This is a genomic window from Aureimonas mangrovi (assembly GCF_014058705.1).
Lineage (GTDB): Bacteria > Pseudomonadota > Alphaproteobacteria > Rhizobiales > Rhizobiaceae > Aureimonas > Aureimonas mangrovi.
This window is the reverse complement of record NZ_CP059692.1, coordinates 517978-534021: the sequence shown is the minus strand read 5'-3', so window position 1 is coordinate 534021 and position 16044 is coordinate 517978. Positions and strand designations below refer to the sequence as shown.

Below are 16044 nucleotides of genomic sequence, written 5' to 3'. Positions count from 1 at the left end.
CCCCCTCTAGTTTGCAGGCCGCATCGCAGTACTCGCGGTGAATTGGGAGCCTGCGGGAGGGGACACGCAGCATGATCGGCATTTTCGCCATTCTCCTGTCGCTGGGCGGGCTGATCTTCTTCGCTTATCGCGGCGTGAGCGTCATCCTCCTCGCGCCGATCATGGCGTCTGTCGCGGTGCTTCTGGCACAGGGCGGCCCGGTGCTCGCCACCTACACGCAGGTCTTCATGGAGAGCGTGGGCGGTTACGTCGTCCTGTTCTTCCCGGTCTTCCTGCTCGGCGCGCTGTTCGGGCGCCTGATGGCCGACAGCGGCGCCTCGCTGTCCATCGCGTCGACGCTCATCGAGCGCGTCGGCGCCCAGCGGGCGGTTCTAGCGGTGGTGCTGGCCTGCGGCATCCTCACCTATGGCGGCGTCTCGCTCTTCGTCGTCGCCTTCGCGATCTACCCGATCGCGGCCGCCCTGTTCCGCGAGGCCGACATCCCGAAGCGCTTCATCGCAGCGGCGATCGCGCTCGGCTCCTTCACCTTCACGATGACGGCGCTGCCCGGCACGCCCTCGATCCAGAACGCGATCCCGACGCGCTTCTTCGGCACCACCACCTTCGCCGCGCCGGGCCTCGGGCTCATCGCCGCCGCGATCATGATCGGCGGCGGTCTTGCATGGCTGTCCTGGCGCACCCGCGCCGCGAGCCTCGCGGGCGAGGGCTACGGCCAGCACGAGGAGACGTTCCGCACCGTCGCTCCTGACGCGGCCGCGCCCTCCTTCGCGCTCGCGCTTCTGCCGATTGTCGCCGTCATCGGACTGAACGCGCTGTTTTCGCTCCTGGTTTTCCCGAGCCTCGACCTCGCTTATCTGGCGGAAGAGGCCTACGGCGCCGTCGCGCCGAGCACCGTCATCGGCACATGGTCGCTGATCGCCGCGCTCGTCGGCGCGATCCTCATCGGCTTCGCCGTCAACTGGAAGAGCATCGACGACCCGAAGGACACGATCAACAAGGGCGCGATGGGCTCCCTCCTGCCGATCTTCAACACTGCGAGCGAGGTCGGCTACGGTGCCGTCATCGCATCGCTCGCCGCCTTCGAGATCATCCGCAACGCCGTCCTGTCGATCGCGCCCGACCAGCCGGCGATTTCACTCGCCGTTTCCGTGACGACGCTCGCCGGCATCACCGGCTCGTCCTCAGGCGGCCTGTCGATCGCGCTGGAGACGCTGGGGGCGACCTATCTGGAGCGTGCCGAGGCGCTGGGGATCAGCCCGGACCTTCTCCACCGCGTGGCTACCATCGCTTCGGGCGGCCTCGACACCCTGCCCCACAGCGGTGCGGTGATCTCCCTACTGACGATCACGGCGCTAACGCACCGCCAGTCCTATTTCGACCTCGCGGTGGTCACGCTCGTCGTCCCGCTGGCGGCCACGATTACCGTGGTCGCACTCGGCTCGACCTTCGGCGCGTTCTGACGGGCGGGGAGCCCGCCCCACCCCCTCCTCTTTCGCACGCGCGAAAAATGCGTTAAGAGGGCGCGCAATCGAACACGGCGCAATCGTGGCCCCTTCGGCTCCGAAGGGGTTTTTTGTCATGGTCGATCCCCGTTTCAGCCGGCTTGAAGCTCGCCGGCCAACCACCGGTGCCTGCACATGAAGCTGCGCAACATCGCCATCATCGCCCACGTCGACCACGGCAAGACGACGCTCGTCGACCAGCTCCTCGCCCAGTCCGGCGCCTTCCGCGAGAACCAGCGCACGCAGGAGCGCGCGATGGATTCGAACGATCTGGAAAAGGAGCGTGGCATCACGATCCTCGCCAAGGCGACCTCGGTCGTCTGGAAGGACGTTCGCATTAACATCGTCGACACGCCGGGCCACGCCGATTTCGGCGGCGAGGTGGAGCGCATCCTCAACATGGTGGACGGCGCGGTCATCCTCGTCGACGCCGCCGAAGGGCCGATGCCGCAGACCAAGTTCGTGCTGGGCAAGGCGCTGAAGGTCGGCCTCAAGCCGATCGTGGCGATCAACAAGATCGACCGTCCGGACGAGCGCCACGACGAGGTGCTCAACGAGATCTTCGACCTCTTCGCCAATCTCGACGCCACCGACGAGCAGCTCGACTTCCCGGTCGTCTACGGATCGGGCCGCGCCGGCTGGATGGCCGAGGCACCCGAGGGGCCGCAGGATCAGGGCCTGGCCCCGCTCTTCGACCTGATCCTCAAGCACGTTCCCGAGCCGGACACCGCCTCCAAGGACGAGCCGTTCAAGATGATCGGCACCATCCTCGAGGCCGATCCCTTCCTCGGCCGCATCATCACCGGGCGCATCCAGTCCGGCTCGATCAAGCCGAACCAGGCCGTGAAGGTGCTGCACGGCGACGGTACAGTCCTCGAGAACGGCCGCGTCTCCAAGATCCTCGCCTTCCGCGGGCTCGAGCGCACGCCGGTCGATCTCGGCGAGGCGGGCGACATCGTCGCCATCGCCGGCCTTTCGAAGGGCACGGTCGCCGACACCTATTGCGACCCCTCCGTGAGCCAGCCGCTGGAGGCCCAGCCCATCGACCCGCCGACGGTCACGATGAGCTTCATCGTCAACGATTCGCCGCTCGCCGGCACCGAGGGCGACAAGGTGACGAGCCGCGTGATCCGCGATCGCCTCCTGAAGGAGGCCGAGGGCAACGTCGCGCTCAAGATCGAGGAATCGGAAGACAAGGACTCGTTCTACGTCTCGGGCCGCGGCGAACTGCAGCTCGCCGTCCTTATCGAGACCATGCGCCGCGAGGGCTTCGAACTCGGCGTCTCGCGCCCGCGCGTCGTCATGCAGAAGGACGAGGCCACCGGCGAGACGATGGAGCCGATCGAAGAGGTCGTGATCGACGTCGACGAGGAGCATGCCGGCGTCGTCGTCCAGAAGATGAGCGAGCGCAAGGGCGAGATGGTGGAGCTGCGCCCGTCGGGCGGCGGTCGCCAGCGCCTCGTCTTCCACGCGCCGACGCGCGGCCTGATCGGATACCAGTCGGAGCTGCTGACCGACACGCGCGGCACGGCGATCATGAACCGCCTGTTCCACTCCTACCAGCCGTTCAAGGGCCAGCTCACCGGCCGCAACAACGGCGTGCTCATCTCGATGGAGGACGGCGAGTCGGTCGCCTACGCCATGTTCAACCTCGAGGACCGCGGCCCGATGATCATCGATCCGGGCGTGAAGGTCTACGCCGGCATGATCATCGGCATCCACCAGCGCGACAACGACCTGGAAGTGAACGTCCTCAAGGGTAAGAAGCTGACCAACATGCGCGCGTCCGGCAAGGACGAGGCGGTCAAGCTGACACCGCCGATCCGCATGACGCTCGACCGCGCCCTGTCGTGGATCCAGGACGACGAGCTTGTCGAGGTCACGCCGAAGACCATCCGCCTGCGCAAGCTCTATCTCGACCCGCACGAGCGCAAGCGCTTCGAGAAGAGCCGGAAGGCCGCCTGACGTAGACGATTATTTGAAGGGGCGGGGCCGCAAGGCTCCGCCCCTTTTGCTTGTCGGAATGGCGGGGTGGGCAGCAAGCCGGGGAAAAACGCCGTTGGCGGGTGTGCCGAACGGCGCTTCGCGTTAAGCTTCTCTCGTGACCAAGCTCCCGATCCTTCGCCCAGACTTGCATCGCGGCGTGGATCGCATCGCGAACTTTATGGTTAACAGGCCATGAAGACGATCGCCGCTGAGATCCGCTGTGCCGCACGCGAGGACGCCGCCGCGCTCTGCGACGTCCATGCACAGGCCTGGCGCGGCGCCTATGCCGGCATCATTCCCCACAAGGCGCTGAACGCGATGATCGGCCGGCGGGGGCCGGACTGGTGGCGCCACGCGATCGGCGGGGGCGCGGCGGTGCTCGCGCTCGACTATGACGGGCGGACCGTCGGCTATGCCACGATAGGCCACAACCGCACCCGCGCGATCCGCGCCGAGGGCGAGATCTACGAGCTCTACATCCTGCCGGATTATCAGGGCGTCGGCTTCGGCCGGCATCTCTTCGAGGGCGCCGGTGCCTTCCTCGCCTCGCGCGGGCTGAAGGGGCTTGCGGTCTGGGCACTGGAGGACAACGACCGGGCGCTCGCCTTCTATCGCGGCCTCGCCGGGCGGGAGGTGGCGGTGGGCTCCGAGCGTTTCGAGCATGTCACCTTGAGCAAGGTCGCCTTCCTCTGGCAGTAAGGGGCACCCTCCTCCCATCGGGATCGCCCCATCATGACCGACGCCAATTCCCTGATCGACCTGCGCTCCGATACCGTCACGCGGCCGACACCGGCCATGCTGAAGGCGATGGCGGACGCGCCGGTGGGAGACGACGTCTATGGCGACGACCCCACCGTCTCCCGCCTCCAGTCCGTGCTTGCCGAGCGCACCGGCAAGGAGGCGGCACTGTTCTTCCCGTCGGGCACGCAGAGCAATCTCGCCGCGCTTATGGCCCATTGCGGCCGCGGCGACGAATATATCGTCGGCCAGATCGCCCACACCTACAAGTACGAGGGCGGCGGTGCGGCCGTGCTCGGCTCCATCCAGCCGCAGCCGATCGAACATGCCGAGGACGGCTCGCTGCCGCTCGACAAGGTGCGCGCCGCCGTCAAGCCGCACGACTTCCACTTCGCCCGCACGCGCCTCTTCACGCTCGAGAACACGACGGGCGGCCGCGTGCTGCCGCCCTCTTATGTCGCGGAGGCGGCGAAGCTCGCCCGCGAATTCGGCCTCGGCTTTCATCTCGACGGCGCGCGCGGATGGAACGCGGCGGTTGCCGGCGGCGTATCGATCGGCGAGATCTGCGCACCCTTCGACAGCGTCTCGCTGTGCTTTTCCAAGGGCCTCGGTACGCCGGTCGGCTCGGCGCTCGCCGGCTCCAGGGCACTCGTCGCGGAGGCGCTGCGCTGGCGCAAGATGCTCGGCGGCGGCATGCGCCAGTCCGGCTTCCTCGCGGCCGCCTGCCTCCACGCGATGGACCATCATTTCGAACGGCTCGCCGAAGACCACGAGAACGCCGAGGCTTTGGCAAAGGGCCTCGAAGGCATCGAGGGAATGCGCCTTCAGGGCGGCGGCACCAACATCCGCTTCTTCGACGTCGAGCCGCGCCATCAGGCGCCGCTCGCCACGCATCTGAAGGGTGACGGCATCATCGCCTCGGTCGGCACGCGCACGCGCTTCGTTACCCATCTCGACGTCTCGCGCGCGCAGGTGAACCGCGTGATCGAGAGCGTGAGGCGCTATTTCGAAAGCGCCGGCCGTGCCGAGGCCGCCGAATAGGGGCCCGACGCGAGCGGCGATGTTGCCAGCGCGAGGCGCAACGGCTAAGCGTCCCGCCAGTTTCACCAGACGCTTTTCGAAGGACGATCCATGCGCATCGACGCCATCTCCCGCGGCAAGAACCCGCCCGAGGACATCAACGTCATCGTCGAGGTGCCGGTCGGCGGCGTGCCGACCAAGTACGAGATGGACAAGGAATCGGGTGCGCTCTTCGTCGACCGCTTCCTGTTCACGCCGATGGTCTATCCCGGCAATTACGGCTTCGTGCCGCACACGCTTTCGGACGATGGCGACCCGATCGACGTCCTGATCGCGATCGACCGCCCGCTGGTGCCCGGCTGCGTCGTCAACGTGCGCCCGATCGGCGTCCTCGTGATGGAGGACGACGGCGGCCAGGACGAAAAGATCATCGCGGTCCCCTCGCGCAAGATGAGCTCGCAGTTCGACAGGATCGTCGATTACAACGACCTGCCGGAAATCTCGTGCAAGCAGATCGAGCACTTCTTCGAGCACTACAAGGATCTGGAGCCCGGCAAGTGGGTGAAGATCGGCTCCTGGGGCGGCGTCGATCAGGCCAAGAAGCTGATCTCGGAAGCCGTGGAGCGTTTCGACGCGCAGAAGGAGGGCTGAACGCCCTGAACCTCTTCGAGAAAGGGCTCGCTCAGGCGGGCCCTCTCTCGTTTCAGCGCGGCTCGTGGGTCGCCGTCGCGCTGCCGGCCTTCGGTCCGACATGGCCGACATAGGTGGCGCGGTCGGTCCCGCAGCGGAACGGGCGCGCAAAAGCGTCCGCCACCTGCCGGGCGATCTCGTTGGCGTTGTCGTTGGCCAGAGCGTCGACATAGGCGACCGCGCAGCCCGGCGCCTCCTGCGTCCCGATCTGGAAGACCCCGAGCACGGAGCCCTTGTCGGCAGGGTCCGCCCCACCCTCCGGATTCTCGATCACGAAGCGCAGGATGGTCGCGAAAGCCTTGCCGTCCTCCACGCGCCACTCGATGCGCGGGCCGAGATAGTTGAACGGGCCGAAGGTCTCCGTCGCACCGTTTCGCGCGCCGAAATCGACGTCGAACCGCAGATCGCCCTCGGTCACGTAGACGGGAATTCCGTCCAACCCCTCGCAGGTCAGCGCCGCGCCGACGCCCTCCTCGAAGACTTCTTCCACGGCGCACGCATCGAAGTTCACGTCCGTGTACCGCGCCTCGGCCGCGTGGGCGGAACCGGCGCACGAGGCCACGAGCAGGGCGAGCAGCGCCCTCAAGGGATCTCGCGAAGGACCAGATCCCGCGCCCACTCGGAACTGATGCCGACGATCCGCGCCTCGTCGCGTCCGCAGGTGAAGCTCGCCGCGCGCTCGTCGGCCGTGCGGCGCGCCATGTCGCGACCCTCGGGATTGACGGTGAGATCGACGACCGCGACGAGGCAGCTCGCGCGGCCGCCCTCGGCGACCTTGATGACCGCCATCAGGTCGCGCGTGCCCTCGCCCGCCGCCTCGGCCGGCAGCCGGAACCGCACGACGCCCGCAAAGGGCAGCCCGTCCGAAAGGCGCCATTCCATTGTGGCGCCGAGGCTGTTCGTCTCCCCGAAGGAGACGTAGCCCTCGACGGGATCGCCCAGCGAGATCGAGGACAGCCCGTCCGCGGTGTGGATATAGGCTTCGACACCGGAGGGACCGGGGCAGCGCAGGACACCCTCCGCCTCCACGCTCGGCCCGCAGAAGCGCTCCCCGATGGGAGAGGCCGCGCCCGTCAGCGTCGCGGCGAAAGCCGGCGCTGTGATCAGGAGGACGAGCACGAAAGGGGCAAGGCCGCGCATCGCCTCACAGTAGCCCCGCCGGCACGCACGTCCACCCCCTTCAGTCCGGGCGGCGCAGCGCGCGGTCAGATGCCGGCGCGCACCACGGCGGGGGCGAGGTAGATCAGGATGAACTGCTGGAGGAAGATAATCGCCAGAAGCACCACGAGCGGCGAAAGATCGATCCCGCCGAGATTGGGAAGGATATTGCGGATCGGTCGATAGACCGGCTCGGTGATGCGATAGAGGAATTCGCCGATCGCGCCCACGAACTGGTTGCGCGGATTGACGATGTTGAAGGCATAGAGCCAGGACAGAATGGCCGACGCGATGACGATCCACCAGAAGATGTTCAGGACGACGAGCACGACTTGCAGAACGGCGAGCATGGGGCGTTGGAAGTCCTTCTAGCGATCGAGCCCTGATGTAGACGCCGCCCTGCGGCCACGCAAGCGCGGGCGGCTCTGCCGCTCCCGTTGGATCGCGTCTTCCCCTGCTGCTCCTGCTTGACAGGTCGCGGGCGGCGAGCTTAGAAGCGCCTTCGAAAGGTGGACGGGGCTGTAGCTCAGTTGGGAGAGCGCGTCGTTCGCAATGACGAGGTCAGCGGTTCGATCCCGCTCAGCTCCACCATTCGCCTCCTTCCGGAATATTGGTTTTCGAGCCTTCGAGGCACGCGGCGCCGGCTTGGGGCCGATGGCGCGAGCCTGCGATCGCCGACGATCGAACACCTGAGGCGCACACACCCCGTTTCGGCAGGACCCGTTGTCCGCCTATTGCGGTGAGGGAGCCGGCCGGCCGAAGACGAGGCCGAGGAATTGTACCAACCAGCGCTTGACGGCCGCATCGTGCAGCGCCCGTCCTTCCAGATGCGCCCGGCGCCCCTGTGCCCCCGGCAGCGAAAGCCGCTCGTGGCCGCGCACAGTCCAGCGATGCATCATCGCAAGCGTCAGCTCGGCGTGGAACTGCACGCCGTAAGCGTGGTCGCCATAGCGGAAGGCCTGGTTGGGAAAGCGCTCGCTGCGCGCCAGCAGCGTTGCGCCGGAAGGCAGCGAGAATCCCTCGCGATGCCACTGATAGGTCATCGCCGGCCAGTGCGGTACGAGGCGCCGCCCCTCCGGCGTCGCCTCCAGCGGATAGTATCCGACCTCGACCAGCCCATCGGGATGCGGCGCGACGGTGCCGCCGAGATGCTTCGAGAGCATTTGCGCGCCGAGGCAGATGCCGAGGAAAGGAACCCTCTCGCGCAGCGGCACATCCAGCCAGTCGATCTCGCGGCGAAGATAGGCGTCCGTGTCGTTGGCGCTCGGCGGCCCGCCGAAAACGACGACGCCGCGGTGGTTCTCGAGCGTTTCGGGCAGTGCGTCCTCGAGGACCGGGCGGCGGATGTCGAGGCGAAGGCCGGCCGCTTCCAACACCTGACCGACGCGACCGGGCGTCGAGTTTTCCTGATGAAGCACGATGAGGATCGGGCGCTCGTCGCCCCCGCTATCCAGTTCATAGCGCCGCTCCGGCGTTGCGCTGTCGGCTATGCCTGCCTGCACCCTCACCCCGCCTCAGCTTTCGGCGTTTTCCGCGCTGCTGCGTTCTGCTGCGCGTCTCTTGCCGATCATCCTGTCGCGCGACGAGACGCCGAGCAGCTCCGCGATCCGCCAGGCAAGATTATCCTCCAGCTCGTGAACCTCGCCATCGGCGTAGATCGTGTCCCAGACAAGATCGACGAAGGCAATGCGCTCGGCTTCGTCCATATGCGCCTTGATCACGCTGGTGAAGCGGTAGAGATCGACAGCCTCCTCATCGGCGCGCCGCCCCATTTCGGCCACACGCGCGGCCTCGTGCGGATCGAGCCCGAAAGCGCTGCGCAGCGAGGCGAGCAGCCGCTCGTCTTCGCTCTGCCGTTCCTCGCCGTCGGCCCGCGCGACATGGACGAGCAACGCGGCGGCCGCCACCTGCGGGTCGTCGGTCCCCATCTCACGCGCCCTTGCGCCGCTGACCTCGTCGAAGAAGCGCTGGAGACGATCAAACATACCCGTCAATTCGCGAAACGCGCTTCCTTGCGCGCCTCATGATCGGTCGGCGTCGACGCGCTGTCTCGGCCGGGCTGGGTGTCTTCGTCCTCCTGGGGCTTGTGCTCGATCACCATTGGTGAGCGCTCGCCCTCCGTCGTCGTCGCGCTGCCGTTGACGGCGGCAGGCTCTTCCTTCACCGGCTCGTTCGCGGCGATGGCGACGATGCGCGGTGAAAGAGGCCGTTCCATCGGCGTCTTCCACTCGAAGCTGTCGAGCCGGCCGGTCGTCGGGGAGACGGCGCGCCATTCCGCCGCCGCCTCGCCATCGGACATCCACACCGGGTCCTTCGGCGCCTTCAGCGCATCCGCCATATGGGAGCGGATGCGGCGCGCATCGCCCGTCTCGGCGTCCTCGATATCGGCAAGAAGCAGGAAGGCCGCTTCGCGCGGCTCCTTGCGGGCGGCCGCCTCGGCCGAACTGCGGGCGAGCTTCAGGTCGCCCGCGTCGAGAGCGGCGAAGGCGACGGCGATGTCACCCTCCGCTTCGCTCGGGCGCAGGCTCTGCAGCTTCTTCGCTCGCTGCAGCCTCTCGGCCGCGCTCGTGCCCGGGCGCACATGGACGTAAAGCTCCGCGATCTCGGGATGGGCGCTTTCCCCCCACGCCTTTTCAAGCGCCCGCGAGGCGCCGCGCGTATCGCCGAGCTGGATCATCGCACGCGCCAAGGCGAGTGCGGCCGGCACGAGATCGGGCGCGAGCTTCTGGGCTTCGCGGGCCGCACTCTTCGCGCCCGCCGGATCGCTTTCGACCAGAGCCTGCGCCTTGCCGGTGAGGAGGACGGCGCGCATGCGTCTGGCCTCTTCGGGTTCGACGAGCTTGGCGTTGCGCTGCGCCTTCAGGATGTCGAGCGCGGTGTCGAAATCACCCTCGGCCGCCTTGAGCTCGAGAACGGCGCCACCCGCCCACGGTACATTGGGCGATACGCGCACGGCGCGCTCGGCATAGTGGCGCGCGGCGATCGGATCGTTGACCCGCTCGGCCTCGAGATAGAGGCCGCGCAGCGCCAGAAGCCGCGTGTCGGGGTCCTTCTCCATCTCCTCGAAGAGCCTGCGGGCGCGAGCGTGATCGCCCTCGATCATCGCCGTCTGCGCATCGAGGAAGCGCAGCAGCGGCTCCTTCTTGCGGTCGATGTCGCGCTCGCTCTTCACCACGAAACGACGCGCGGCCGCGGCATCACCCGCACCGGCCGCAAGGATGCCGGCCGTCAGCGAGCGATAGCCACGTTCACGCCGGCGATTGGAGAAGAAGTCGCCGATGCGGCCCGGCGCGCGAAAGACGCCGAAGATCAGCCACAAGACGACGAGGATCGCCGCGATCGCGAGCACAGCGGCGACGAGGAAGACGAGAAAGCTCGTCTGGACCTCCTGGCCGAGCCAGGCGATCGTCACTTCGCCGGGACGGTCGGCGAGCCAGGCGAAACCGAACCCGGCGGCCAGGACGACGGCGAGAAAGGCGAGAATACGCAGCATCGTTTGTCTCTTCAGCCTTCCGTTCCGGGATTGGCGGCGGCATTGGTCAAGGCCTCATCGACGACGGAAACCGCCTGCCGCCGCGCCGCGACCTTGTCGGCAAAGTCCTGGCTGACGCTCTTCGCACCCTCGTCGAGCCCATCCCAGCCCTGACGCCAGGCGGCGAGATCACCCTCACGCAGCGCCGTCGTCATCGCGTCGAGCGCGGCTTGGGGGCCGTCGCCTTCCCCGGAAGCCTCGCCGGTACGGCGCACCGTCACCAGCGAGGAGAGCCCGCTCAGAATCTGGTCGCCGACACCCGTGCCGCCCTCGCTGGCGAGCGCGGTGCGAATCTGCGCCTCCACGTCCGGCCACTCCTCCAGAAGCGCACCTTGCGTGGGCACGCCAGCCGCCGCGAAGTCGCGAAGAGCGTCCACCTGTGGGCTACCGTCCGATGCGGCGGCGAAGGTCTCGAGCTCGGGCATGAACGGCCCGCCGCGATCGATCGCCGCCTTGAGGCCCGCCGCCGCCAGGGCGACGCGAGCCTGCCGCGTCTCGGTCTCGACGTTCGCCACGCGGGTACCGATCTCGTCGAGCCGGCCGGAAAGGTCGTTCGCCTGGTTCTGCGCGGCTTGGGCAGCCTCAAGCGCCTGCGCGCCGGCTTCGTTCTGGCTGTTGCCACTCTCCTGTAGGGTGCGCTCTACGGCGCCGAGACGATCCGAAAGGGCCGCGACATCGCTTGCCGGCGCAAAGCTCGTGCCCGACCCGCCGGCGGCCTGTGCGGACTGCAGCTGATCGACGATACTACGCGTATCGGCGAGCTGGGTGGACACCGCATCGACGTCCGCCGTCGTGGCGAAGCTCTGCCCCTCGGCAGGTGTGCTCGGCCCGAAGACGCCCGTGGAGGAGAGGAGCCAGGCGCCCAGAAGAGCGACGACACCGCCGCCGACCGCCGCGCCCACGAGGCTACCCAGACCAGGGCCGTTCCCGGCAGGCGCGGCGATGGCGGGCCGCTCATGGTGGCTGTCGGCCGGGGAGCGATAAGCATCCGTCACGCCGCTCGCGGTGTGCGGCTCGGCCGCCGAGATGACCTCGTCGTCCTCGAACTCGCCGAGATGACGGCGCGTAGGCGAAAGGCCCTCCTCTTCGGCGAAGGCCTTGGTCGCATCCGGAGCGTCCGTCGAGCCCGCCTTTTCTGGCTCGGCGGGCGTATCGCGGGACAGTTCCACCGCGCCGGCCTGCTCGGCGGTCACGCCGGCATCCGGCACCGCAGGCTGGTCGGCGGGCGGGGGCAGTGCGCTCGCCCCGACCGGCCGCCGGGAAGCGGACCTGGCGGTTGGCGTCTCGTCCTCGGCAGGTGCAGGATCGGCCGGCTGCGGGTCCGGCTTCGCCGGCGTCTCGCCTTCCTCTACCGGCTTGTCGGCGGGCGTGGCCTGCGCCGCATCAGCAGCAGTCGAAGGGGTCGCCTTGGGCCGGCGGGGGCGTTGCGCCATTCGGTTGCTCCAGGTCTTCCACGCGGCTGACGCCGCGGCATTCTTCGCAAGTTAGGGTCGCGACCCGATCCTGCAACGACAGGCGCGGGTCAATCCAGCCCCGAGATACACAACGAGCGATAACGCGCCAGAAGCGCCGAAAGCTCCGGCTTTTCGCTTACCACCACACGCGCGGCATCCGCGCCTTCGAAAAGCGCGGCAATTCGGGGAGAAAGGCACAGGATCGCCACCGCATCGCCGAGCCGATCCGGGAAGCGCGACCGCAGCGCCATGAAATCCTGCGCCTGTGCGCGCGAAAGCAGGAGGACGGCATCCGGCGGCCCCTGCGCCAGGACAGCGTCGACATCGGCGCCCGAGGGCTCCCGCGAACGGTCGCGATAGACCTCGATCGTCCTGCAGGGCACGCCCGCCTCGGCCAGACCGACTTCGAGATCCGGCCGGCGCACAATGCCTGTGGGATAGAGCAGCGGAAGGCCGGCCTTTCGGTAGAGAGCGATGGCCGGCACCACCAGCTCTTCGGCCGTCCCAGGCCCCGCCTCCACCACCTCGAAGCGCGCGGCACGCAGAGCCTGCGCCGTCGCGCCGCCGACCGCAAGGGCGGGCAGACGGCACCATTCAGGGTGGCGGGCGAGATAGGAAACGGCATTGGCGCTCGTGACGACCAGCCCACCGAACGGTCCCAGCGGCGCGGGTGGGTCGAGCTGTTCGACCTGCCGTGTCGGCAGGAGAAGCGGCGTATCGCCGAAGCTCTCGACGAGCACGGCGGTCGCGGTCGCGGCCTGCCGCGCGCGCAGGATCAGGATGCGCGCCAACCGTCCGCTCCGGACCAGCCGGCGAAGAAGCCGGTGCCTGCCTCGGCGAGAAGCGTGCGTGCAGCCTCGTCACCGATCGCAGCCGCGCGCTCTGCAAGGCCCTCGCCGCGCGTCTCGTGCATCCGCGCCCCGTCCGGTGTCAGGATCATGCCGTGGAAGCGCAGCAACTCTGCTTCCAGGATTGCGCGCGCGGCGATCGGCGTGCGGCACGAGCCGTCCAGCCGGGCAAGGAACGCGCGTTCGGCCGCAAGTTCCACCGCCGTCCGAGGATCCGCGACCGGGGAGAGCAGCCCGGCCGCGCGCTCGTCACCGTCGCGTGTCTGGATGCAGATCGCCCCCTGTCCCGGCGCGGGCGGAAAGGTTTCCTCGTCGAGGAATTCGCCGACGACCGACTCCATCGCCATGCGCTTCAGGCCAGCGAAAGCGAGGAGCGTGCCGTCCACCTCGCCCGCTTCGAGCTTGGCGAGGCGCGTCTGCACGTTGCCGCGCAGGATCGAGAGGCGGAGATCGGGCCGCAGGCGTTTCAGGAGCGCCTGGCGCCGCAGCGAGGCGGTGCCGACATGGGCGCCCAGCGGCAGGTCCGCGATCCGTTGGACCGTTCGCCCGATGAAGACGTCGCGAACGTCCTCGCGCGGCAGATAGGCGGCGATCGCGAGACCTTCCGGCATCGCCGTCGCCATGTCCTTGGAGGAATGGACGGCGAGGTCGATGCGCCCATCGAGCAGCGCTTCCTCGATCTCCTTGGTGAAGAGCCCCTTGCCGCCGGCTTCCGAGAGCGGCCGGTCGAGAATGCGGTCTCCCGAGGTCGAGATCACCTCGATCGCGAACGCTTCTTCCGGCAGGGCGTGGGCCGCCATGAGCCGGGCGCGCACCTCGCTCGCCTGCGCCAAGGCGAGGCGGCTGCCCCGCGTTCCGATCCGGATCGTCTCTGTCGTCATGGGCGCTTTCTGCCGGGCCGCGCGCGCGCCGTCAAACGGCGGGTGGCGCATCGCGCCTCGGGCCGCTATCTGCAGGGGCTTACATTCGCTCGACCAGAGGACCCGACAGCGCGTGCACGCCGCCCCTGACCATGACGCTCCCCTCGTCCGCGCCCCCCTCGTGCTGGGCATCGAGACGAGTTGCGACGAGACGGCCGCCGCGCTGGTCTCGCGCGACGGCGCAGGCGCGCCACGCATCCTCTCGTCCGTGGTGCTGAGCCAGGTGGAGGAGCACGCGGCCTTCGGCGGGGTCGTGCCCGAGATCGCCGCGCGCGCCCATGTCGAGGCGTTGGACGGTATCGTGCGCGCAGCCCTCGAGGAGGCGGATGTGACGCTGGCACAGGTCGATGCCGTGGCCGCGACCAGCGGGCCGGGCCTCGTCGGCGGGCTGATCGTCGGCGCGATGACGGGCAAGGCGCTGGCCGCCGCGCGCGGCCTGCCGTTCCTCGCCGTCAATCACTTGGAAGGCCATGCGCTGACGCCGCGCCTCAGCCACGACCTCGCCTATCCCTATCTCCTGCTTCTCGTTTCGGGCGGTCATACGCAGATCCTTCTCGTGCGCGGGCTCGGCCGTTACGAGCGCTGGGGCACGACGATCGACGACGCGCTCGGCGAGGCGTTCGACAAGACCGCAAAGCTCCTCGGCCTGCCCGGCCCCGGCGGGCCGGCGGTGGAGCGCCATGCCGCGCAGGGTGACGCGACGCGCTTTTCCCTGCCGCGCCCCCTGCGCGGCGAGAAGCGCCTCGACCTTTCCTTCTCCGGCCTCAAGACGGCGATGCGCATGGCCGCCGAGGCAGCGGCCCCCCTGAGCGACGAGGATGTCGCCGACCTCTGCGCGAGCTTCCAGGCGGCGGCCGCCGAAAGCCTCGGCGAGCGGATCGGCGGCGCGCTGTCGCGTTTCCGCACTGAGTTGCCGGATCTGGCCGCCCCCGTCCTCGCCGTCGCGGGCGGCGTGGCGGCGAATGGCACAGTGCGGGCCGCTCTGGAGCGCGCGGCGACGGCGCACGGCGTGCGGATGGTCGCGCCGCCGCTCGCGCTGTGCACCGACAACGCCGCGATGATCGCCTTTGCGGGGCTCGAGCGGCTGGAGGCCGGCATGACCGACGAGCTCGGCGCGCCGGTGCGCCCGCGCTGGCCGCTCGACGAGACCGCGGCCCCGCGCGTCGGCTTCGGCAAGCGCGGGGCGAAGGCCTGATGGGGGACGGCATGAACGGCATTTCGCGCGTCGCGGTGATCGGCGGCGGCGCCTGGGGCACGGCACTGGCCGCGACGACCGCGCGCAAGGGCCTCGCCACCACGCTCTACGCCCGCGATGCGCAGACCGTTTCTTCGATCCGCGAGACAGGCGAGAACACGCGCTATCTGCCCGGCGTCCGTCTTCCATCCGGGATCGAGGCGAGCGCCGACCCGGCGATGGCGCTCCAGGGCGCCGAGGCCGTCCTCCTCGTCGTGCCCGCGCAGACCCTTCGCGGCGTTCTCCGGGCGGTGCGCCCGATGCTTCCGGCCGGCGCACCGCTCGTCCTGTGTTCCAAGGGCATCGAGCAGGAGACCGGCCTCTTCGCCTCGGATGTCGTCCATGCCGAGCTCGGCGCGTGGCCCCTAGCGGTCCTGTCGGGGCCGAGCTTTGCGTCCGACGTCGCGCGCGGTCTGCCGACCGCCGTCACGCTGGCGGCCGAGAGCGACACGCTGGCCGAAAGCCTCGCCGCCGCCCTCTCCTCCCAGACCTTCCGGGTCTACGCCTCCTCCGACGTCCTCGGCGTCGAGGCCGGCGGCGCCTTGAAGAACGTCCTCGCCATCGCGGCCGGTGCCGTGGCCGGGCGCGGCCTCGGCGCGTCCGCGCAGGCGGCCATCGTGACGCGCGGCTTCGTCGAGCTGCGACGCCTCGGCGAGGCGCTCGGCGCCCGACCAGAGACGCTGATGGGCCTGTCCGGCCTCGGCGATCTCGTCCTCACCTGCGCGTCCTCGCAGTCGCGCAACTTCTCCTATGGCGTGGCACTCGGAGAGGGGCGCGACCTTTCCGGCCTGAAGCTCGCCGAGGGCGTTCATTCGGCCGCGATCGCGGCAAGGCTCGCGCGAGAACGCGGCATCGAGGCCCCGATCATCGAGACGGTGGCCGCGATCCTGCGCGGTGTCCTTTCGCTGGACGCCGCCATCGAGGCGCTGCTCTCGCGCCCGCTCAAGCGCGAGGAAGCGTGA

The 16044-nt window shown here is 68.9% G+C and carries 16 protein-coding genes and 1 tRNA gene; 8 read left to right on the top strand and 9 right to left on the bottom strand.

Annotated features, from left to right (window positions below; genetic code table 11):
- The first annotated feature begins 71 nt into the window (after positions 1–71).
- The 5 genes from H1343_RS02460 to ppa all read left to right on the top strand — a co-directional run bounded on the left by H1343_RS02460 (position 72) and on the right by ppa (position 5897).
- Positions 72–1460 (top strand): GntT/GntP/DsdX family permease, encoded by a 1389-nt coding sequence (locus tag H1343_RS02460; protein ID WP_185984394.1) that lies wholly within the window; start codon positions 72–74, stop codon positions 1458–1460.
- A gap of 177 nt (positions 1461–1637) precedes the next feature.
- Complete coding sequence (gene typA / locus H1343_RS02455) at positions 1638–3467, top strand: translational GTPase TypA (RefSeq protein ID WP_185984393.1); 1830 nt, start codon at positions 1638–1640, stop codon at positions 3465–3467.
- A 213-nt stretch (positions 3468–3680) separates the two neighbouring features.
- Positions 3681–4187, top strand: coding sequence for a GNAT family N-acetyltransferase (locus H1343_RS02450; RefSeq protein ID WP_185984392.1), 507 nt, complete (start codon positions 3681–3683; stop codon positions 4185–4187).
- Positions 4188–4220: 33 nt separating this feature from the next.
- A complete protein-coding gene (gene ltaE, locus H1343_RS02445) occupies positions 4221–5267 on the top strand; it encodes a low-specificity L-threonine aldolase (protein WP_210270062.1) in 1047 nt (348 codons plus the stop codon).
- Positions 5268–5357: 90 nt separating this feature from the next.
- On the top strand, positions 5358–5897 hold the full coding sequence (ppa, locus tag H1343_RS02440) for an inorganic diphosphatase (protein ID WP_185984391.1): 540 nt from the start codon (positions 5358–5360) through the stop codon (positions 5895–5897).
- 52 nt (positions 5898–5949) lie between these two features.
- On the opposite strand, the gene H1343_RS02435 is transcribed toward ppa, so the two are convergent.
- The 3 genes from H1343_RS02435 to H1343_RS02425 all read right to left on the bottom strand — a co-directional run bounded on the left by H1343_RS02435 (position 5950) and on the right by H1343_RS02425 (position 7444).
- Complete coding sequence (locus H1343_RS02435) at positions 5950–6522, bottom strand: hypothetical protein (protein WP_185984390.1); 573 nt, start codon at positions 6520–6522, stop codon at positions 5950–5952.
- Positions 6519–7076, bottom strand: coding sequence for a hypothetical protein (locus H1343_RS02430; protein WP_185984389.1), 558 nt, complete (start codon positions 7074–7076; stop codon positions 6519–6521). Before H1343_RS02430 ends, H1343_RS02435 begins: the two co-directional genes overlap by 4 nt.
- Positions 7077–7141: 65 nt before the next feature.
- Complete coding sequence (locus H1343_RS02425; RefSeq protein ID WP_185984388.1) at positions 7142–7444, bottom strand: YggT family protein; 303 nt, start codon at positions 7442–7444, stop codon at positions 7142–7144.
- 165 nt (positions 7445–7609) lie between these two features.
- Here H1343_RS02425 and H1343_RS02420 point away from each other — a divergent pair.
- A tRNA-Ala gene (locus H1343_RS02420) sits at positions 7610–7685 on the top strand.
- Between the two features lie 140 nt (positions 7686–7825).
- Here H1343_RS02420 and H1343_RS02415 read toward each other — a convergent pair.
- The 6 genes from H1343_RS02415 to hemC all read right to left on the bottom strand — a co-directional run bounded on the left by H1343_RS02415 (position 7826) and on the right by hemC (position 13809).
- A complete protein-coding gene (locus H1343_RS02415; protein WP_246333507.1) occupies positions 7826–8548 on the bottom strand; it encodes a glutamine amidotransferase in 723 nt (240 codons plus the stop codon).
- Between the two features lie 60 nt (positions 8549–8608).
- On the bottom strand, positions 8609–9079 hold the full coding sequence (locus tag H1343_RS02410) for a tellurite resistance TerB family protein (protein WP_185984387.1): 471 nt from the start codon (positions 9077–9079) through the stop codon (positions 8609–8611).
- Between the two features lie 5 nt (positions 9080–9084).
- Positions 9085–10587 carry a heme biosynthesis protein HemY gene (locus tag H1343_RS02405; protein WP_185984386.1) on the bottom strand — a complete coding sequence of 501 codons (1503 nt, stop codon included), beginning with the start codon at positions 10585–10587 and terminating at the stop codon, positions 9085–9087.
- A gap of 11 nt (positions 10588–10598) precedes the next feature.
- A complete protein-coding gene (locus H1343_RS02400) occupies positions 10599–12059 on the bottom strand; it encodes a COG4223 family protein (protein WP_185984385.1) in 1461 nt (486 codons plus the stop codon).
- 89 nt (positions 12060–12148) lie between these two features.
- Positions 12149–12871, bottom strand: coding sequence for a uroporphyrinogen-III synthase (locus tag H1343_RS02395; RefSeq protein WP_185984384.1), 723 nt, complete (start codon positions 12869–12871; stop codon positions 12149–12151).
- Positions 12856–13809, bottom strand: a complete 954-nt coding sequence (gene hemC, locus H1343_RS02390) for a hydroxymethylbilane synthase (protein ID WP_185984383.1) — start codon at positions 13807–13809, stop codon at positions 12856–12858. Before hemC ends, H1343_RS02395 begins: the two co-directional genes overlap by 16 nt.
- 160 nt (positions 13810–13969) lie before the next feature.
- Between hemC and tsaD the strand changes: the two genes are divergently transcribed.
- Both tsaD and H1343_RS02380 read left to right on the top strand, forming a co-directional pair.
- The gene (gene tsaD / locus H1343_RS02385) at positions 13970–15043 is read left to right on the top strand and encodes a tRNA (adenosine(37)-N6)-threonylcarbamoyltransferase complex transferase subunit TsaD (RefSeq protein ID WP_246333505.1); all 1074 of its coding nucleotides are present in this window, start codon (positions 13970–13972) and stop codon (positions 15041–15043) included.
- Between the two features lie 11 nt (positions 15044–15054).
- Positions 15055–16044, top strand: a complete 990-nt coding sequence (locus H1343_RS02380; protein WP_185984381.1) for an NAD(P)H-dependent glycerol-3-phosphate dehydrogenase — start codon at positions 15055–15057, stop codon at positions 16042–16044.